This is a genomic window from Roseixanthobacter glucoisosaccharinicivorans (genome assembly GCF_043195095.2).
Lineage (GTDB): Bacteria > Pseudomonadota > Alphaproteobacteria > Rhizobiales > Xanthobacteraceae > NCEH01.
On the sequence record NZ_CM195538.1, the window covers coordinates 2,844,962 to 2,864,116 of the forward strand.

Here is a 19,155-nt window from a genome sequence, read left to right on the forward strand (position 1 = left end):
ATGACCGCCCTCAAGCAAAAGCCAGCCATGGAGACCGAGGAGCCGAAGGGCATCTCGCCGATGACGCCCTCCGGCATCGAGGTGCCACGGGTGGTGAGCGCCGACATGGTCGCGCGCGGCGCGCCCGAGCAGCCGGGCGAATTTCCCTTCACCCGCGGCATCTTCCCCGACGGCTTCCGCGGCCGCGCCTGGACCATGCGGCAATATTCCGGCTTCGGCACGGCCGAGGAATCCAACGAGCGCTACAAATTCCTGCTGCGCGAGGGCCAGACCGGCCTGTCCGTTGCTCTCGATCTGCCGACCCAGTGCGGCTACGACCCCACCGATCCCATGGCGCGCTCCGAAATCGGCAAGGTGGGGGTCTCGCTCTCCAACCTCTCGGAGATGGAGATCCTGTTCGACGGCATCGACCTGACCAAGATCTCCACCTCCTTCACCATCAACGGCACGGCGGCGCTGATCTATGCCATGTATGTCGCCTGCGCCGAGCGCCGCGGCATTGATCCGGGCCTGCTCACCGGCACCATCCAGAACGATATCCTGAAGGAATATGTGGCGCGCGGCACCTGGATCTTCCCGGTGCGCCCCTCCATGCGGCTGACGGCGGATTCCATCCTCTACGCCAACCGCACCACGCCGCGCTTCAACCCCATCTCCATCGCCGGAGCGCACATGCGCGACGCCGGCTGCAACGCCGTGGAGGAGATGGCCTACACCCTCGCCAACGGCATCGCCTATGTGGACGAGCTGCTGCGCCGTGGCGGCGATGTAGAGAAGTTCGCCAAGCGCCTGTCCTTCTTCTTCTATGTGCACATGGACCTGTTCGAGGAGGTGGCGAAGTTCCGGGCCGGCCGGCGCATCTGGGCCGAGTTGATGCAGGCGCGCTATGGCGTCAGCGATCCCAAGGCGCAGATGTTCCGCTTCGGCGTAGTCTGCGGCGGCTCCTCTTTGGTGGCGCCGCAGCCGCAGAACAACATCGTGCGCGTCGCCATCGAGACTCTGGCCGCGGTGCTCGCCGGGGCCCAATCCATCTTCACCTGCGCCTATGACGAGGCGTTCCAGATCCCAACCGAGAGCTCCGCCGAGATCGCCCTGCGCACCCAGCAGATCGTGGCGCTGGAGAGCGGCGTCGCGCGCACCGTCGATGCGCTCGGCGGTTCGCATTATCTCGAATGGCTCACCGACGAGACCGAGCGCCGCATCCGCGCCCAGATGGACGAGGTGGAAGCCTATGGCGGCGCCGTGAAGGCCATCGAGGACGGCTGGCTGCAGATGCGGCTCGCCCAGCGCGCGCACGAGCGCAAGCGGCAGATCGATTCCGGCGCGTTCCCGGTGGTCGGCCTCAACGTATTCCGCAAGGCCGAGGAGACGCGGGGCGCGGTGGAAGTGTTCCGCATTGATCCCAAGGCCAGCCGCCGCATCCTCGAGAAATACGAGGCGGTGATGGACCGGCGCGACGGCGCCGCCGTGACCCGCGCGCTCGACCGCCTCAGCGCCGCCGCCGCGCAGGACGCGGAAAACCTCATGCCCTATCTCGTCGAATGCTGCCACGCCTACGCCACCGTCGGAGAGATGGTGGCGCGGCTCAAGGGCTGCTGGGGCGAATTTCAGGAGCCCATCCGGCTATGAGCGACACCATCGACCCGCCCGTCGTATCCACCCCGCTGCTGCGCGGTAAGCGCATCCTGGTCGCCAAGCCAGGGCTCGACGGCCATGATATCGGCGCCAAGGTCATCGCCCTGGCGCTGCGCGATGCCGGGGCGGAGGTGATCTATACCGGCCTGCGCAAGAGCCCCGGCTTCATCGCCCGCGTGGCGGTGGACGAGGACGTGGATGCGGTGGGCCTGTCCATCCTCTCCGGCAGCCACAAGGAGCTGGTGGCCGACGCCATCGCCGCCCTGGCGGACCAGGGCGCCTCGAACATCCCGGTATTCGTGGGCGGCACCATCCCGGAAGAGGACGTATCGACGCTTCTGGCGCTCGGGGTGACGGCGGTGTTCACCGCCGACATGAAACTCGACGACGTGGTCGCAGCGGTGGCCGGGCGGCTGGCGGAGCGAGAGGCATGAGCGGCCCCCTCAGCGGCATCCGCGTCATCGAGGTCGGGCACATGCTGATGGGCCCCTACAGCACCATGCTGCTGGCCGATCTCGGCGCCGAGGTGATCAAGGTGGAGCCGCCGGAAGGCGACATCGGGCGCCGCGTCAGCCCGCACAGCATCGGCGCCCACAACGCCTATTTCGCCAGCCTCAACCGCAACAAGAAGAGCGTCGTGCTCGACCTCGCCAGCCGCGAGGGGCAAACGAAGCTTGGCGCGCTGGTCCAGAGCTCCCACGCCTTGCTGACCAATCTGCGGCCCTCGGCGATCCACAAGCTGGGGCTGACCTATGCCCATCTCAAGCGATGGAACCCGAAGATCGTCTGCGTCGCCCTCACCGGCTACGGCCTCGACAGTCCCTATGCGGACCGTCCGGCCTATGACTACGTCATCCAGGCCCTCACCGGCATCATGGCCCTGACCGGCGCGCCCGACGGCCCTCCGGTGAAGACCGGCTATTCGGCGGTGGACAATTCCGCCGGCATCATGGGTGCCCTCGGCCTGGTCGCGAAGCTGGTGGAAGGCACCGGCGGGCAGGTGGACATCGCCATGTACGACGTCATGCTGTCCCAGCTGAACTATATCGCCGGCGCATGGCTCAATGCCGGTGAGCCGGCGCGGCGGATGGACCACTCGGCGCATCCCTATATCGTTCCCGCCCAGATCTTCCCGACATGCGATGGCTGGATCGCGCTGTTCATCACTCATGACGATTTCTGGCGCCGTTTCGCCGAGGAATTGGGCCAGGCCCATTGGCTCACCGATGCCCGTTTCGCCACCATGGCGGCGCGGCGTTCCAACCGCGAGCTGGTGCTGGGCGAGATCGCGGCGGTGGTGCGCGAGAAGGGGACGGACGAACTGGTGCAGCGCCTGTCCAAGCTCGGGGTCGTCGCGGCCGGGGTCGAGTCCCTGGAGCAGGCGCTCGCCAGCGAGCAGGCCAGCGCGCGAGACATGGTGGTCCACATAGATGCGGGTGGCACGGCGATCCGCGTCGTCGGCAATCCCATCAAGGTGATGGGCGCCGTCGCGCAGTTCGCCCCGCCGCCGCTGCTGGGCGAGCACGACGATCTGGCTGGAGGAGGATGCGCGGCATGAGCGCGGCCCCGTCCCAGCCGGCCCTTGGCCAAAGCGCCTTCGACGGGCCGCCCCTCGGGGAGGCTCCCCTCGACCGGCGCGCCCTGGGGCGGGCGCTATCGCGCGCCGCCGATGCCGGCGTGGCGGACATCCTGGATGCGCCGCCGCGCGTCGGAACCCGGTACGCCCGTCGCATCGGCGTGACCGGCCCGCCGGGCGCCGGCAAGAGCACCCTGATCGCCGCGCTCGCGCGCCACCGGCTGGAGCGCGCCGACCGGGTGGCGATCGTCGCCATCGACCCGTCCAGCCCGAAGACTCAAGGCTCGATCCTCGGCGACCGGATCCGCATGGATGGGCTGGTGGACGACCCGCGCGTGTTCATCCGCTCCCTGGCGAGCCGCGGCGCCACCGACGGCCTCGCCGACAACCTGCCGGAAATCCTTTCCGTGTTCGACGATTACGACTTCGACGAGATCATCCTGGAGACGGTGGGCGTCGGGCAGTCGGAATTCGCGGTGCGCGCGCTGGTGGACATCGAGCTGCTGGTGCTGATCCCCGGTGCCGGCGACCAGATCCAGGCCATGAAGGCGGGCATTCTGGAGACCGCGGACATCTATGTGGTCAATAAGGCGGATCAGCCGGGCGCGCGCCGGGTCGAGGCGGAGCTGAAGGCCACCCTCGCCTTGACCACACGGAGCCAGGAGCCGCCTCCGGTGATTTGCGTGCGCGCAGACGCCGGGGAGAACATCGCAGCGCTCGACCATGCCATCGAGGCGCTGGCCGTGCGCAAAGCTTCCGACGCCGGGGCAGCGCTTCGACGGCGCGCGTGCCAGCGGGTCAAGGGCCTCGTCTGGCGACGCCTTGCGGAGGTTCTGGAGGCGCTGCCGCAATCCGCCTTCGATCAGCCGCTGCCGGCGCTCTACGCGGCCCTCCTTGAAGATCTGCACCAGGGGAAAAAGCGCTAGGCGCGTGTCGACCAGCGGCACCGCCGAAGGTGCGGGCCGCATGTTCTGTTGTTCGGAATGGGGAGCCGGTTTCGATCAGCTTGTAACGGCTTCAACACAGCAAACAGACCAAGCGCCGGAGCAACCGGCGTCTACAAAGAGGGAGGACGTCATGTTGAAAGCCCTGCTCAAAGGCGCGTTTTTTGCGCTTCTTCTTGTTAGCCAGCCCTTGGCGGCACGCGCCGAACCCCTTGTGCTGAAGCTCGCCCACCAATGGCCGCAGGACGAGCACGACTATGTCATTGCCGCAGGCATCAAGTTCGCGAAAGAGGTGGAGCAACGCACCAATGGGGAGATCAAGATCCAGTTCTACCCCGCCGAATCCCTCGTGAAGGCGCGCGACCTGCACGTCGCGCTCAAGACCGGCACCGTTGACCTTGCCATCTATCCCTACATCTACGCCGCCGGCGCCGTGCCCGGGCTGAACCTCGTATTGATGCCCGGCATCTGGAAGACGCATGAGGACGTCTACCGTTTCCGCACCACGCCGGTCTGGTCGGCGCTGGAGGACCAGATCAACGCCTACGGCTTCAAGACGCTGTCCTGGATCCAGATCGCCGGCGGTGTCGCCTCGATCGGAAATCCCATCCGCGTGCCGGAGGATGTGAAGGGCCTCAAGGTGCGCGCGTCCGGCAAGTACATGGAACTTGCCATGAGCAATATCGGCGCTTCTCCGGTCTCCATGCCCTCGTCCGAAGTGTATAACGCCATGCAACTCGGCTTGCTCAGTGGCATTTGGACCTCGTCCAGCTCGTTCGGCGCTTTCCGCCTCTACGAGGTGGCGAAGCATTATGTGTCCCCGCAGGACTACAGCCTGTTTTTCACCATCGAGCCCATCGCCATCAGCATGAAGACCTGGCGCAAGCTGACGCCCGAGCAGCAGAAGATCCTCATGGATGTGGGCCGCAGCCTGGAGCCCGAGGCGCTGGCGGGGGCCAAGGCGGAGGATGTGCGGATCGCGGAAAAGTTCGCGAGTTCCGGCGTCAAGGTGGAGAAGCTCACCCTGGACCAGTGGACCGCTTGGCAGGCCCCCTTCCAGCAAGCCCAGGAACGGTTCCGGCAAGACGTTCCCGCCGCCGCGAAGCTGCTCGACCAGATGATTGGAGAATATCGCTGAGAATGGTGCCGCCTCCGGTTCGCTGATCCACAGGAGAGAGCATTGAACCACCTGCTCGATACCGGCATGCGCGTGATTGCGTTATCAGTCGGCGCCGTCTGCTTCCTCATTGCCGGCCTTGTCTGTTACGAGGTGATCAACCGCACCGTCTTCGGCTACTCGCTGGTCTGGGTCGAGGAGGTGACGGGCTATCTCATCGGCTACGTTGCCTTCGTCGGTGCCGCCGCCACGCTGCACCAGGACGGCCATGTGTCGGTGGACCTGCTGGTGTCCCATCTGAAGGGCCGTCCGCTGCTGGTGCTGCGGGCGGCGGGGGAGCTGGTGATCGCAGCGGCGCTGGCGCTTCTTGCCTATCTCGCCGTCCTGTTCTGGCTCGATGCCTTTGAGACCGGAGAACGGTCCGGGACCTTGCTCGGCATCGAGCTGTGGATTCCCTATCTGAGCTTCGCCCTGGGGGCGGGCCTGCTCCTTCTGGTGCAGATCGTGCGCTGCGTCGCGCTGTTCACCGGGTCGGCCGCCCGGCCACAGGCGGATGCGGCGCTCGGCGCGGACGCGGCGAAGGAGGTCGCGCGATGACCCTCACCGGAGCCTTGATGTTCTCAAGCCTGCTGGGACTGCTTCTCGCAGGCGTTCCGGTGGCGATGGCCCTGTTCGCCACCTCGCTGGGCTCGCTTCTCCTCGTGTCGGGCGGGGATCTCTCCGCGCTCGGCCTGGTCGCCAATACGCTGTGGAACGCCATTACGCCCTTTACCCTCTCGTCGGTGCCGCTCTACATCCTGATGGGGGCGATCATTTCCGCTTCTGGGCTCGGGGCTCGGCTCTATGGGGCGGTGGCAACCCTGACCTCGGGGCTGCCCGGCGGCCTCGCGGTGGCCACCACGGCGGCCTGCACCATCATGGCCGCCATTTCCGGCTCCAGCGTCGCCACCGCGGCCGCGATCGGCGGCTTCGCCATTTCGGAGATGCGGCGCTTCGGCTACACCGACGCCCAGGCCGCCGGTGCCGTCGCCGCGGGCGGAACGCTCGGGATCCTCATTCCGCCCTCCATCCCGATGATCGTCTATGGCGTCATCGCCGAGGAATCCATCGGCCGCCTGTTCCTGGCCGGCATCCTGCCCGGGCTCCTGATGGCGGGATGCTTCGCGCTCTATCAGGTCTGGGCCGCCTGGAGCCGCAGGGACACGGTGACGGAAAAGGTGCGCTCGGCTTCGTTCCGCGAACGCCTGTTCGCGCTCGTCGATCTGCTGCCCATGGCGCTCCTGATCGGGTTGATCCTCGGCTGCATCTATACCGGCATCGCCACGCCGACCGAGACGGCTGCGCTCGGGGTCGGCGCAAGCCTTGTCCTGGCGCTGGTCCTGTCGCGGGACCTCACCTCCGACAAGCTGGTCTCGATCCTGCTGGAGACATCGCGCACCACAACCATGGTGCTCGCCATCATCGCCGGCGCCATGCTGTTCGGCTATGCGCTGACGACGACCGACGTCGCCCCGCGCCTGTCCCAGGCGGTGGCGGTCTCGCATCTTCCGCCGTGGCTGGTCTTCATCTCCATCAACCTGCTGTTCCTGTTTCTCGGCTGCTTCCTGGAGGTGCTTTCGGTCATCGTCATCACCACGCCGATCATCATGCCGGTCGTCACGGCCTTCGGCTGGGACAAGGTGTGGTTCGGCGTCATCCTGGTGATCAACATGGAGATGGCGCTCATTCACCCGCCGATGGGGCTCAACCTCTTCATTGTGAAGAGCGTTGCGCCAAACATACCACTGGCGCGGATCATGATCGGCGCCCTGCCCTATGTGGCCATCATGGCGCTGATCCTCGCCACGGTTGCCCTGATGCCGGGCGTATTCAGCTGAAGGGGATTTTCTTCTCACGCCCCCGGGACCGGGCGGTTTCGCATCCGCCCGGCCCCCGTTCTCAGATCGAAGGACGGGCGCCGGCAGCGCGCCGGCCTCCTCTGCCCACGCCCGGCGCCATCGCCGATTGGAGCACAGGTCGCGTCTTCAATCGGAGGCGGCGCAGATCCGGGTCAATGCGCTACATGTCCACCGCAAAGCCGGAAAAGTCCGGAGGCCGCCGCAGCAATGTTGCCTGCTCGAAGGCATAGGCGAAGGACAAAATGGCGGCGTCCGTGTCGATCGCAGCCCCGACAATGTCGACCGCGATGGGGCGCCCATCCTCCAGGACTCCAGCGGGAACCGTGATAACCGGAAGCCCCATCTCATTGATCTCGGTGCCGACGACCTGATCGCCGAGATAGGCCAGCGTATCGCCATCAATATCGGGGAGTGGAGTGACGGAACGGGGCAAGAAAAGTGCATCAATGCGCTTGTCGCGCAGGATCGTCTCATAATGGGCGCGCAGGGCCCCGGCCTGCTCGACGACGGCTCTCATGCCGGCATCATCGGTCCCGACATTTATGTCCGCGCTCGAAAGAAGCCCGTGCAGGGGAGCGGTGGTCGCCACACCGATCTCAAAGCCGGTGCGCGTCTTGAAATCCAGGCGGGATTCGGGGTTGAAGCCGCCCAAGGCCGCAAGGAAGGCATCGACGCCGGCCAGATAGGAGTTGGTGCCGACAAACGAGGTCCGGCCCTCCCACCGCGCCCGCCAGTCCGTATCGGCAAACACCACCGGAACCAGCTCGGCACCGAGGTTTGCCAGCACGTCGGTCATCCTGCGGTAATGGGCGGCGATCTCGGGATGCAGATCGGGGGCCCATTGCCCGGGCTCGAACAGGCCGATCCGAGCTCCCCTGAAGGCATCGGCATCGAGCACGGACGCAAAATCAGGCTTGCCGGTGCGACGCGCAGTTCGCGGGTCGGGGGATGCCGGCCCGGCCAGGACGTCCATCAGAATAGCCACATCGCGCACGGTCTTGGCGATGGGTCCCGCAACATCGTGATGACTGGACAGGCCGGGGAAGATGCCGTCGATCGGCACCATGCCGAAGCTCGGCTTCAGGCCGACCAGACTTTGAGCCGAGGCCGGAAAGAGAATGGAACCGGCCGTGTCGGTGCCCAGCGATGCGATGCCAAATCCGGCCGCGACCGCCGCGGCGCTGCCCGTGCTCGACGCACCCGGCGCGAAGCGAGGGTTGTATGGGTTCAGCGTATCGCCATTGTAGCTCGAATCGGCGCGCAGCCCGTCCAATCCGAAATCGGGCAGATTGCTCTTTCCGACAATCAGGGCGCCGGCCTCCTTGAGCCTCGCGACCACGCTGGCGTCGCGCTCGGGAACCAGGTTGATGCCATTGAAAACCCCGCCGGATGGGGCGACAACCCGATCATCCGCGGCAAACCCCGCATAGCCGGCCGTGGTGCGCACACCTGCAAGGTTCATATTGTCCTTGATGATGATGGGCACACCATGGAGCGGACCCTTTCTCACGCCGGCCCGCCACTCCGCGTCGACCAGTGCGGCCTGCTCCATGAGCGCCATGTTCACGCTGATGAAGGCATTCAGATAGGGCTCCAGCCGGGCGATCCGCGCCAGGCATGCGGCCGCGACATCCGAGGCGGAAAAACTTCCCGCCTCGTAGCCCGCCTGAAGATCGGAAATGGTCCAGCCGATCATGTCGATCTCGACAGAAGGGAGCGGAAAGGCCGGAAGCCTGAGATGCCTCATGTGCGGATGCCATGTCAGAGGAACGGATATCCGCCAATTAAAACGATCGTTCTAAAAAGAAGCAAGACAGGATCGTGCCCGACGCGAGCCTCAGCGCGGTGTCTCGCCCGGGCCCTTCATCTTCCGGACAATGGTGGATTGGCTCACGCCGAGATGGCGCGCCGCGGCCCGCGTGGTGGAGAAGCGCTGCAGCGCGCCCTCGATGATCGCGGCTTCAAAGCGGCGCACCTGTTCGTCGAGGCCGAGTTCCTCGACGCCAGGCAGGTCCACGCCCGGCGCCTCGCCGGTGGCGAGCGCAGGTGGAGCTGCGGCAATCGCCAAATCCTCAACCTCGATCACCGCGCCCGGCGAAGTGACCACCAGCCGTTCGACCAGATTGCGCAACTCGCGAATGTTGCCGGGCCAGTCATAGGCCACCAGCACCAGGGCGGCGGCATGCGAGAATTGCTTGTGAGTTCGGTATTGGGCGTTGAAACCGGCAAGGGCTTGGCGAACAAGCGGTAATATATCCTCACGCCGCTCCCGCAGCGGTGGCACCACCACCGGGACCACATTGAGGCGGTAGAAGAGATCCGCGCGAAAAGTCGAGGCTTCGACCGCGCGCGCCAGGTCACGATTGGTCGCCGCCACGATCCGAATGTCGAGCGGCATGGAGCGGGTGGAGCCGAGCCGCGCGACGGTCCGATCCTGCAGCACGTGGAGCAGCTTCACCTGCATGTCGACCGGCAATTCCCCGATCTCGTCGAGAAACAGCGTGCCGTGGTTCGCCAGTTCCAGCATGCCCGGCTTGCCGTTCTTATGCGCGCCGGTGAACGCGCCGGCCTCATAACCAAACAGCTCGGATTCGATCAGGTCGCGTGGGAGCGCGCCGCAATTGATCTTGATGAAGGCGGCATTGGCGCGCGAACTCTCGCGGTGGACAAGACGGGCGAAGACTTCCTTTCCGACACCCGACTCACCGGACAGCAACACCGTGGCATCGGAGGCCGATACGCGGCGCAGCAGGTCAACGATCCGGCGGGTCGCTTCTCCGTGGAACACCGGGCGGTCCGGCGACCATCCTTCCTGGCGCAGTTGCGCCACTTCGGTCTCTGCCCGCGCCAGATCGTGGCGGATGCGTGAGAGCTCGGTCTGAAGCTGGTCGAGCTCGGTCGTGTCGCGGGAATTGATGATGACGCGCCGCACCCGCCCGTGATCGTCGAACAGCGGTGTCCCGGTCGCGAGAATGGTCTTGCCGGTGTGCGTGCGCTGGATCGCCGTCACGCGCTGGCCGGTGGCAATGACGCGCGGGGCGATGACGGGGCGGATCAGGCCATCCGCCTCAAGGTCGACCACCAGTCGTCCGACGACGTCCTCTGCGCGAAAATCATAATTGCGTTCGCAGCCGGGATTGACGAGCAGCGTGCGCCCCTCGCCATCGGCGACGAAGATACCGTCGAACGAATTGCGAATGATCTCGCTGAAATCGCTCTCGGTCAGCGGCAGATCCGGCGCGGCGGCAGCATGGGGCGTGGGCAGGTTCATGGCGCTCTTTCCGATGCAAAATCGCATCGCTCGATGCAATCTTGCATCAAGAAGACTGGTCGCTGCAACTAACTCTTTGAAATTTCGACGGTGCGGAACTGGCACGCAAGTTGCGAACCATCAACCGGCCAGATCGCGGGTTTCCGCGGGACCAAGGCATAACAAGACCAAAGGAAACGCCCAATGACAATCCAGGCCGCGCCGGTGCATGCACCGGCCGTGGGAGCCTCGCCTCCCCTGCTCCTTTCCGCCGAGCGCATTGACTGGCATGAGCGCGTCGAATCCCCGAGCTTTCGCCGCCTGATGCAGGCCAAGTTCAAGATCATCAGCTGGCTGCTTGCTGTTTCGCTCGGCTTCTTCTTTCTGACGCTGCTGCTCGCCGGCTATGCCCGCCCCTTCATGGCAGCCAAGGCCTATGGCGCGCTGAATGTCGGCTATGTCATGGTCATCGCCATCTATCTCGTGACCTGGGGAACCGCGCTGCTTTACACGCTGGCGGCGCATTTGACATTCGATCCGCTCGCCGCCGCCGCATGCGACGCCGCCACCCGGGAGGGCACGCGATGAAACTGCTCTCCCTCGCCATCTTCGTGGTGATCCTCGCGGTCACCCTCGGCATCACCTATTGGGCGGCGCGGCGCACCCGTACCGCCAGCGATTTCTATACCGCGCATGGCAATCTCGGCCCCATTCAGAACGGGTTCGCGCTGGCCGGCGACTGGATGAGCGCGGCGGCCTTCCTGGGCTTCACAGGCCTCGCCGCGCTCTACGGCATGGATGGGTCGCTCTATGCCGTGGGCGCGCTCGTCGCCTTTCTCGCCATTTTGATGCTGGTGGCCGAGCCGGTGCGCAACACCGGCCGCTTCACCCTGGGCGACGTGATCGCCTTTCGCATGCAGCGCCCGCAGGCGCGGCTCGCGGCAGTGCTCGGCACGGTGGTCGTGAGCTTGGCCTATCTCGTTCCGCAGATGGCGGGCGGGGCGGCACTGATCAAGCTGCTGCTCGGCGTGCCCTATGCGATCTCGATCGTCGGCGTCGGCGTCGGCATGCTGGTCTATGTGGTGTTCGGCGGCATGCTGGCCACGACCTGGGTGCAGATCATCAAGGCCGTCCTGCTGCTCGGCACCGCCATCGTGCTGGTCGCCCTGCTGCTGGCACATTTCGGGTTCGATCCTCTCGCCGTGTTCGCGGCGGCCGAGCAGCGCTACGGACCGCAATTGCTGGCCCCGGGGAATTATCTCAAGCACCCGCTCGATCAGCTCTCGCTCGGGCTGAGCTTTGCCTTCGGCACCGCCGGGCTGCCGCACGTCATGACGCGTTTCTACACGGTTCCGGATGCCCAAACGGCTCGGCGTTCGGCGGTGTGGCTGATGTTCCTGGCAGGCGCCTTCTTCCTGGTGACCACCTTGATCGGCCTCGGCTCGGCGACGCTGGTCGGGCAGGACGTGATCCGGGCCGCCGACAAGGGGGGCAATCTCGCTCTGCCCCTGCTGGCGCAGTATCTCGGCGGCGGCCCCGGCAGCATCGGCGGAGAGATATTTCTCGCCATCGTGGTCGCCGTGGCCTTCGCCACCATCCTGGCCGTCGTGGCGGCACTGACGCTGTCCACGTCCGGCGCCATCGCGCATGATCTCTATGTGAATGTGATCCGCGGCGGACAGGTGGGCGAGCACGAGCAGGTGAAGGTGGCACGGATCGCCACCCTTGCCGTGGGCGCCTTCGCCATATTGTTCGGCCTGCTCGCTCAGGGCATCAACGTGGCGGTGCTGGTCATCCTGGCGATCTCGATCGCCGCCAGCGCGAATTTTCCCGTCATCGTGCTGTCGCTGTTCTGGCGCCGGTTCAACACCGCTGGCGTTGTGGCGGGCATGACGGCGGGGCTGGTCTCATCGGTGGTCCTAGCGATGACCGGACCGGCCTTCATGGGTGCCGACGCGCTGTTTCCCATCGTCAATCCCGCCGTTGCCAGCGTGCCGATCGGCTTTCTCGGCGCCATCCTCGGTGCGTTGCTGTCGCGACGCGATCCCGTATCGGAAGCTCAGTTCGATGAGGTCATTTTCCGCTCGAACACCGGCCTGCGCGAGGACGCGCCGACCCGACCCGCACACCACTAAAAATGAGATGTGACATGATTAAAGCCGTTGTCTTTGATGCCTATGGGACGCTGTTTGACATCCAGTCGGTCGCCGACGCGACCGAGCGCGCCTATCCCGGATATGGCGAATACATCACCCAGATCTGGCGGCAGAAGCAGCTGGAATATAGCTGGCTGCGCTCGCTCATGGGATGTTACCAGGACTTCTGGAGCGTGACGCAGGAAGCCCTGGCCTATACTTTGAATACGCTCGGACGCGCGCCGGACGCCGCATTCCTCCGCGAGATGGCAGACGCCTATAACCGGCTTCAGCCCTACCCCGACACTGCTCAATGTCTGAAGGACCTCGCCCCGCTGCGCCTGGCCATCCTCTCCAACGGGGCGCCGGACATGCTGCAACGCCTGGTCGCCAATGCCGGTCTCACCGAGCTTTTTGACGAGGTGATCAGCGTCGATTCCAAAGCGGTCTTCAAACCCCATCCTCGCGCCTACGAAATGGTGGAGGAAGTCCTTGGCGTGAAGCCGGAGAATGTCCTGTTCGTGTCGTCCAACGGCTTCGATGTCGGCGGCGCGAAGAATTTCGGCTTCCGCGTCGCACGCATCGCCCGTCTGCCAACCGAGAAGCTGACACGCGAACTGGAGGCGCGCCCGATCTCTCCCCTCACCATGTTCAAGGCACTCAGGATGCAGGAGGAGACATACGCCGAAACCGCGGACTTCGTGGTGCAGACCCTCTCTCAATTGCCGCAGCTGCTCGTCGCCGAGCAGGCCGCACAGACGCAGACCGCGGGGGTCCGTGCCTGACGCGACTTCGATCCGAGGGGAAAACCGAGACGCGACAGCACGCAGACGCGAGCGGATCGGCATCGCCGCCGCCGCCGTGCTCGTCACGATCTCGGTGTTCGCCCTGCATGTCGTGGCGCGCGCATCGGGGACGGCACTGGCGGCCTTTCCCTTTGCGACAACCCTCGTCCTCGTGTGTGGCGCGCCGGGAAGCGCGCCCTCCAGCAGTCGCGCCATCGTTGGCGGTCACATGGTCTGCGGCGTGGTGGCGCTGTGCGGCCACCAGCTCTGGCCGGACTCCGAGCTTGCGACGGCCGGCATGGTGGGGGTGGCGCTGGCGCTGATGATGGCCCTGCGCTGCTTTCATCCTCCGGCGGGAATCACCCCACTCATCGCCGCGCAGTTCCACCCGGACTGGAGCTTCCTGCTCTGGCCGGTGCTGACCGGCGCGCTTCTCGCGGCGCTTCTGGCGCGTTGTCTTGAGCCATTCTGGCTCTTCCGGCGCACCGGCGCCGCCACGGACCCGTCGGCGGCGGCGCCCTCCGCGCCGGCGCCGGACGCTCCCCAAAAATAGAAGAGCGGCAACAGCGAGTGTATCGGCTCAGGCCGCTCGATTTGCGTCGCCATCAAGAAGGGCGAACGCACAACCGATCACGCCCTCAAGCAGCGCTTTTTCCGGTCGCACGCGCGCAAGCACGCGCACACCCATCAGGACGCCGAGCAAATGGCGGGCGAGATCTTCGGCCGTCAAAGACGCGCTGATCGTTCCGTCGGCCTGCCCGGCCGCGACGCACCGCAGGAAGAAGGCTTGAAGCTGATTGAGGACGTCGGCGACGTCTTCCTTCAACTCCATGTCATGGGGCGCAACCTCCAGCGCGGCGTTGACCAGCATACAGCCCTTGTGATCCTGATCGCGCAGCGAGCGCCTGAGAATGTCCGCGAAGAATGCGCCGATAGCCGCGCGCGGCGCCATGCCCTCGCACCGCCGGATACGGTCCGCAACGCTTTCCTGGACATAATGCGCGAGCGCCTTGCGGAAGAACGCCCGCTTGTCGCCGAACGCATTGTAGATGCTGGCCCCGGTCAACCCCGTGCTCTCGATCAGGTCGCGAACGGAGGTCGCCTCATAGCCACGACTCCAGAAGCAATCGACGGCCGCGTCGAGCACCGCGTCTTCATCGAACTCCCTCGGTCTGGCCATTCCTTCGTCCGTCCGTTGGTTCCGCGCGCACCCTGCCATCATTCGCGCACGGGTGCATTATAGAACGACTGCACTAAAATTCGAAACGCCTCGTCGACGCGATCGACTGTTCACCTCTGAGCTTTCCGCCACGCCGCACTTCAAGGAAGACATCATCCAAGCCTTCTATGATGGCATCAAGCACAAGCCGGATACCACCTTCGGGAAGGTCAAAGCCGACGTCATCGCCGACAAGGAGCCGCGCTTCCATCGCGGCAATTTCTGCAGCGTCATCCGCTCTTCGCACTGGGCAAGATGATTTGAGCCTGCAGGCTGCTCGAAGCTTCGGCGCCAGGCAGCCTGCTGGCGGCGGGACCCTGCGCCGCTTCGGATCAGGCATACGTCAAAACAGGGTTTGCCCTGCACCTCATTTGTGCATTACCTTGATTAAATAGTAATCGCTCTGTCTAATTAAAAAACATGTCTGCTTAAGCAAAAATGGTTGTCCGTTTCTAGCGTCCCTTTGGCAGAATCTGAAGCATTGGCCATATTGCCGTTCCGCCTCGCCTCGCCTTGAATTTCGCCCAGTTCGAGCAACCAACTGGCGCTAAGGCGATCCCCATGGACAAAATTCCGGCGACGATACTCTCCGGCTTTCTCGGCGCGGGTAAGACCACCCTGCTCAACCATATTCTTACCGCCTCCCCTGGCGAACGTATTGCCGTGATCGTCAATGAATATGGCGAGGTGGGCATCGACGGAAAACTGGTGGTTGAGACGCAGGACAAGGTCATCGAGCTGAATAACGGCTGCATCTGCTGCACCGTGCGGGGGGATCTCATTTCCTCCATCCACGGCCTCTTGGCATCCGGCCGCGGCGTCGATCGCATCATTATTGAAACCTCCGGCTTGGCGGATCCCGCGCCGGTGATCCAGTCCTTCATGGTCGATGATCTCTTGCGCCAGAGCGTGCAGCTCGATGCCATCGTCACGGTGGTGGATGCCCGCCACATGGCCAATCATCTGGCCTTGGACGAAGCCCGCGAGCAGATCAGCTTTGCGGATATTCTTCTGCTCAATAAAATCGATCTCGCCGACGAAGACAGCCTCACGCGGACCGAAACCGAGCTGCGGCGCCTGAACCCGCTGGCCAGGATCGTCCGGACCCGCGATTGCGCGGTGGCCCGGCCTCAGGTTCTCGACGTCGCGGCGTTCGACCTGCGCAATATTCTCGCCATAGATCCCGACATTCTCGAGGATCACACCCATGAGCACGACAGCAGCATCGGCTGCGTGGCGCTGCGCGAGAATGTGCCGCTCGATCCAGCCGCATTCAACGCCTGGCTCAACCGCTTGGTGCAGGCCACGGGGAAGGACCTGTTCCGTGTGAAGGGCGTGCTCCAATTCGCCGGCGAGCCCCGTCGATACGTGTTCCACGGGGTGCACATGACCTTGGAGGGACGCCCAGGGCGCCCATGGCGCTCCGGCGAGGCACGGCTAAGCGAGATCGTCTTCATCGGGCGCCATCTCGATGAAGACGCGCTCCGCAGCGGCTGGCACGCCTTGGCTGTACGTCCCGGCGATCTGCTGGCCGCCGGTTGATCGCAGCGCGCCTGCCCGTGATCCGGAGGGATGCCCCCTCCGTCTTGCCGACCAAAAAACTCCAGAGGAAGAACCATGTCTCCACTTCTCGCTGCCATGACCAGCCTGGGCGTTCTCGGAGCCCTCGATACCTATCTCACCGCCACGCTTCTTCCGGTGCCGGTCTGGGTGACGTTCATCGCCTGGGCCTCCTTCTTCGCCTGCGGCGGAGGAAAAGCAGGCCTCATCAAGTCGGTCGCGTCCAATTGGACCGGCATCCTCATCGCATCGCTCACATTGCTCATCATCGAGATGGGACCCGCCCAGCCGATCTTCGCCGCCATCCTCGTGGGCCTCGGCACATCCGCAATGATCCTGGTCTCATCCTTCCGCCTTTTGAATTTTCCGCCGGCCATCGTGTTCGGCTTCGCGTCCCTGGTGGGGACCGGTGCTGCGGGCGGAACCACGATCACCGGCACGTCCGGCATCTCCCATCCCACCGTCGTGGCCATGGTGGCGATGCTGCTCGGTGCGCTGTTCGGCCTCATCTCCGAGTTGGGCACCCATGTGCTGACAGCCAAAGCGCCGGTGGCCGCCTGATCTCTTCTCACTTCAAGGAGCCTGACGTGAAACTTCAGCATTATCTCGGCGGCCTCGAGGGGCTCGGCCCGGTGAGCACCGAAACCCGCGTGTTCGTCGAGCCTTGGGAAACCCGCATCTTCGGTATTCACACGGCCATGATGGCGCTGTCGACCCAGCTCCCGTTGCCGGAAACGCCCTCCGCCTTCCGTACCGTGTGGACCTGGGCTGATCTGCGCAAGGGCGCGGAATCTCTGAACCCCTTCGACTATTTCCGCTACCGTTACTATGAGAAATGGCTGGGCGGTATCTGCGGATATTTCATCGCCAACGGCTACATCACCGCCGACGAGTTGGACGCCTTGACGGAGGAATATTACCAAGCTTCCGACAAGGCGTTGCCTACCGAGGGCGACACAGCCATCGACGCGCGCGTCCTTCAATATCTGGTGGAGGGGGACAGCCCCAAGCGGCCGCTCCAGGGGACCTATGACTTCGCCGTCGGCGACGAAGTGTTCGTCCGCGATGTGCCCAGCGTCGAGCATACCCGCCTGCCCGGCTATTTGCGCAACAAGACCGGCACCGTGGAGACGGTTTACGAAGGCGCGTACGCCTATCTCTGCGATACCGGCCCCGACGGCATCGGCTCCCCCATGCCGGTTTATTGCGTCCGTTTCGACCCGGACACGCTGTGGCCGGGCAATGCGGAGGCGAATTTCGTGATCTTCGCCGACCTCTTCGCCCACTATGTCGAGACACCCGCCGCAGTGGCGCGCGCCGCTTGACCGGTACGTTTCTTGGGGAGACTTCCATGACCGAACAATTCAATTATCGCGCGGATCGCGAGGCCTATAGCGCTGCCCGCGTGCGTGCCCTTGAAGCGCTCTTGATCAAGAAGGGCATCATCACAGATCAGACGGTAGATACGGTCCTGAACTTCTTCGAGACCAAGATGGGGCCGTTCAATGGGGCCAAGATCGTAGCCCGTGCCTGGATGGATCCGGCCTTCAAGGCGCGCCTGGTGGCGGACACCCCCAAGGCCATTGCCGAGCTGGCGCTGCCCGATGGTATGGCGGGGGCGGAGGGCGAGCATATGCAGGCCGTCGCAAACGCGCCGGGGGTGCACAATCTGGTCATCTGCACCCTGTGCTCCTGCTATCCCTGGCCGGTGCTTGGCCTGCCCCCCTATTGGTACAAGGACCCAACCTTCCGCAGCCGCGCCGCGCGCGAGCCCCGGGCTGTGCTGAAGGAATTCGGCCTCGCCATTCCCGAGGCGACGCAGGTGAAGATTTGGGATTCCAGCGCCCAGATCCGCTGGTTCGTGGTGCCGGAGCGCCCCGCGGGCACCGACAGCCTGAGCGAGACGGAATTGGAGGCGCTCGTCACGCCCGAGGCGATGATGGGCGTCGCTGTCGCCCGCGCGGCGTGAGGCAGGGCCGTGCTCACCGCCTTTGAACAATTCGCCGTCACAGAGATGATGGGCAAGCCCGACACGCCGCCCCGCGCCAACGGAACGCTGTGCTTCGGAAACGATTGGGAACGGACGGCCTTTGGTGTCGCCCTCGCCCTCGCCAAGAACGGCTATTTCGAATGGGACGACTTCCGTGATGAACTGATCGCGGAAATCGGCGGCTGGGAGGCTGACCACCCCGTCGATCGCTCATCTTGGAATTATTACGAGCGCTGGCTCGCGGCGCTGGAGAAAGCAGTGGTGAAGACCGGCCTTCTTGATCCTGCCGATCTTGCCGCGGCATTTGCCGAACAGCACGCGGGTTGACGCCAACCCCACCTCTATTCAGACCCGACGGAGCTTATCATGCATATCGAACCCGGCCTCGTGGACGATACGAAGATCGTCCTTAGTTACGCCACCGGCGGCGGCGCATTGCTCTATACAGCGAAGCTGTGCTGGGAAACGCTGCTCCAGCGCGGCCCGCTGTCCTTCCTCGTCCGCAGCGCCATCACAACGGCGCTGGTCTTCTCCTTCTTCGAACTTCTGCCGCATCAACCGGTGGGCGTGTCCGAAGTGCATCTGATCCTTGGCTCCACCCTGTTTCTGGTGTTCGGCGTCGGTCCCGCCGCTTTGGGGCTTTCTCTCGGCCTGCTGCTGCAAGGCTTCTTCTTCGAGCCGCAGGATCTGCCGCAATATGGCATGAACGTTACGACGCTCCTGGTGCCGCTGTTCGCCCTGACTGGCCTTGCCAAGCAAATCATCGCGCCCCAGACCCCCTATGTGGAGCTGAGCTACCGCCAGGCCTTTGCCTTGTCGGCCACCTATCAGAGCGGGATCGTGGCCTGGGTGGCGTTCTGGGCGCTGTATGGGCAGGGCTTCTCAATGGCGAACCTCACGGCCATTGCCACCTTTGGCGGGGCCTATCTGCTGGTCGTCACCGTGGAGCCGCTGGTGGATCTGGCGGTCCTCGCCGCCGCGAAGGCCCTCCATGGCCTCAAGGGAAGTGCGGTGGTGGAGACCCGCCTCTTCCACTCCGTCTAAGC

Annotated in this window: 20 protein-coding genes and 1 pseudogene; 18 read left to right on the forward strand and 3 right to left on the reverse strand. The window is 64.7% G+C overall.

The window, feature by feature from the left end; translation table 11 throughout:
• From V5F78_RS13205 to V5F78_RS13235, 7 genes are all read left to right on the forward strand, one after another.
• Positions 1-1,629, forward strand: coding sequence for an acyl-CoA mutase large subunit family protein (locus V5F78_RS13205; protein WP_394071024.1), 1,629 nt, complete (start codon positions 1-3; stop codon positions 1,627-1,629).
• Positions 1,626-2,069 (forward strand): cobalamin B12-binding domain-containing protein, encoded by a 444-nt coding sequence (locus V5F78_RS13210; RefSeq protein WP_394071025.1) that lies wholly within the window; start codon positions 1,626-1,628, stop codon positions 2,067-2,069. Before V5F78_RS13205 ends, V5F78_RS13210 begins: the two co-directional genes overlap by 4 nt.
• Positions 2,066-3,193, forward strand: a complete 1,128-nt coding sequence (locus V5F78_RS13215) for a CaiB/BaiF CoA transferase family protein (RefSeq protein WP_394071026.1) — start codon at positions 2,066-2,068, stop codon at positions 3,191-3,193. Before V5F78_RS13210 ends, V5F78_RS13215 begins: the two co-directional genes overlap by 4 nt.
• Positions 3,190-4,137 (forward strand): ArgK/MeaB family GTPase, encoded by a 948-nt coding sequence (locus V5F78_RS13220; protein WP_394071027.1) that lies wholly within the window; start codon positions 3,190-3,192, stop codon positions 4,135-4,137. Before V5F78_RS13215 ends, V5F78_RS13220 begins: the two co-directional genes overlap by 4 nt.
• 151 nt (positions 4,138-4,288) lie before the next feature.
• On the forward strand, positions 4,289-5,293 hold the full coding sequence (gene dctP / locus V5F78_RS13225; protein WP_394071028.1) for a TRAP transporter substrate-binding protein DctP: 1,005 nt from the start codon (positions 4,289-4,291) through the stop codon (positions 5,291-5,293).
• Between the two features lie 42 nt (positions 5,294-5,335).
• The gene (locus V5F78_RS13230) at positions 5,336-5,869 is read left to right on the forward strand and encodes a TRAP transporter small permease (protein WP_394071029.1); all 534 of its coding nucleotides are present in this window, start codon (positions 5,336-5,338) and stop codon (positions 5,867-5,869) included.
• A complete protein-coding gene (locus tag V5F78_RS13235; protein WP_394071030.1) occupies positions 5,866-7,149 on the forward strand; it encodes a TRAP transporter large permease in 1,284 nt (427 codons plus the stop codon). Before V5F78_RS13230 ends, V5F78_RS13235 begins: the two co-directional genes overlap by 4 nt.
• Before the next feature lie 181 nt (positions 7,150-7,330).
• Here the strand turns inward: V5F78_RS13235 and V5F78_RS13240 are convergent, their stop codons facing one another.
• Positions 7,331-8,917 (reverse strand): amidase family protein, encoded by a 1,587-nt coding sequence (locus V5F78_RS13240; protein WP_509276232.1) that lies wholly within the window; start codon positions 8,915-8,917, stop codon positions 7,331-7,333.
• A gap of 90 nt (positions 8,918-9,007) precedes the next feature.
• Positions 9,008-10,441: a sigma-54 interaction domain-containing protein gene (locus V5F78_RS13245; protein WP_394071032.1), complete on the reverse strand. Its 1,434-nt coding sequence runs from the start codon at positions 10,439-10,441 to the stop codon at positions 9,008-9,010.
• Between the two features lie 183 nt (positions 10,442-10,624).
• On the opposite strand from V5F78_RS13245, the gene V5F78_RS13250 reads away from it, so the two are divergent.
• The 4 genes from V5F78_RS13250 to V5F78_RS13265 are packed head-to-tail and all read left to right on the forward strand — an operon-like array spanning position 10,625 to position 13,893.
• Positions 10,625-11,008: a DUF485 domain-containing protein gene (locus V5F78_RS13250; protein WP_394071033.1), complete on the forward strand. Its 384-nt coding sequence runs from the start codon at positions 10,625-10,627 to the stop codon at positions 11,006-11,008.
• Complete coding sequence (locus V5F78_RS13255; protein ID WP_394071034.1) at positions 11,005-12,555, forward strand: solute symporter family protein; 1,551 nt, start codon at positions 11,005-11,007, stop codon at positions 12,553-12,555. Before V5F78_RS13250 ends, V5F78_RS13255 begins: the two co-directional genes overlap by 4 nt.
• A 14-nt stretch (positions 12,556-12,569) precedes the next feature.
• A complete protein-coding gene (locus tag V5F78_RS13260) occupies positions 12,570-13,340 on the forward strand; it encodes a haloacid dehalogenase type II (RefSeq protein ID WP_394071035.1) in 771 nt (256 codons plus the stop codon).
• The gene (locus V5F78_RS13265) at positions 13,333-13,893 is read left to right on the forward strand and encodes an HPP family protein (RefSeq protein WP_394071036.1); all 561 of its coding nucleotides are present in this window, start codon (positions 13,333-13,335) and stop codon (positions 13,891-13,893) included. Before V5F78_RS13260 ends, V5F78_RS13265 begins: the two co-directional genes overlap by 8 nt.
• 27 nt (positions 13,894-13,920) lie before the next feature.
• On the opposite strand, the gene V5F78_RS13270 is transcribed toward V5F78_RS13265, so the two are convergent.
• Positions 13,921-14,487, reverse strand: coding sequence for a TetR/AcrR family transcriptional regulator (locus tag V5F78_RS13270; RefSeq protein WP_394071037.1), 567 nt, complete (start codon positions 14,485-14,487; stop codon positions 13,921-13,923).
• A 163-nt stretch (positions 14,488-14,650) separates the two neighbouring features.
• Here V5F78_RS13270 and V5F78_RS13275 point away from each other — a divergent pair.
• The 7 genes and pseudogenes from V5F78_RS13275 to V5F78_RS13305 all read left to right on the forward strand — a co-directional run.
• Positions 14,651-14,818 (forward strand): annotated as a pseudogene (locus V5F78_RS13275) (phosphohydrolase); the annotation flags it as partial.
• Between the two features lie 302 nt (positions 14,819-15,120).
• A complete protein-coding gene (locus tag V5F78_RS13280; protein ID WP_394071038.1) occupies positions 15,121-16,101 on the forward strand; it encodes a CobW family GTP-binding protein in 981 nt (326 codons plus the stop codon).
• Between the two features lie 75 nt (positions 16,102-16,176).
• The gene (locus V5F78_RS13285; protein ID WP_394071039.1) at positions 16,177-16,680 is read left to right on the forward strand and encodes a DUF1097 domain-containing protein; all 504 of its coding nucleotides are present in this window, start codon (positions 16,177-16,179) and stop codon (positions 16,678-16,680) included.
• 26 nt (positions 16,681-16,706) lie between these two features.
• Positions 16,707-17,444 carry a nitrile hydratase subunit beta gene (gene nthB / locus V5F78_RS13290; protein ID WP_394071040.1) on the forward strand — a complete coding sequence of 246 codons (738 nt, stop codon included), beginning with the start codon at positions 16,707-16,709 and terminating at the stop codon, positions 17,442-17,444.
• A gap of 26 nt (positions 17,445-17,470) precedes the next feature.
• Entirely contained in the window at positions 17,471-18,088 is a 618-nt protein-coding gene (gene nthA, locus V5F78_RS13295) for a nitrile hydratase subunit alpha (RefSeq protein WP_394071041.1), read from the forward strand.
• Between the two features lie 9 nt (positions 18,089-18,097).
• Positions 18,098-18,436, forward strand: coding sequence for a nitrile hydratase accessory protein (locus tag V5F78_RS13300; protein ID WP_394071042.1), 339 nt, complete (start codon positions 18,098-18,100; stop codon positions 18,434-18,436).
• A 39-nt stretch (positions 18,437-18,475) separates the two neighbouring features.
• A complete protein-coding gene (locus tag V5F78_RS13305; RefSeq protein WP_394071043.1) occupies positions 18,476-19,153 on the forward strand; it encodes an energy-coupling factor ABC transporter permease in 678 nt (225 codons plus the stop codon).
• Positions 19,154-19,155: the final 2 nt, after the last annotated feature.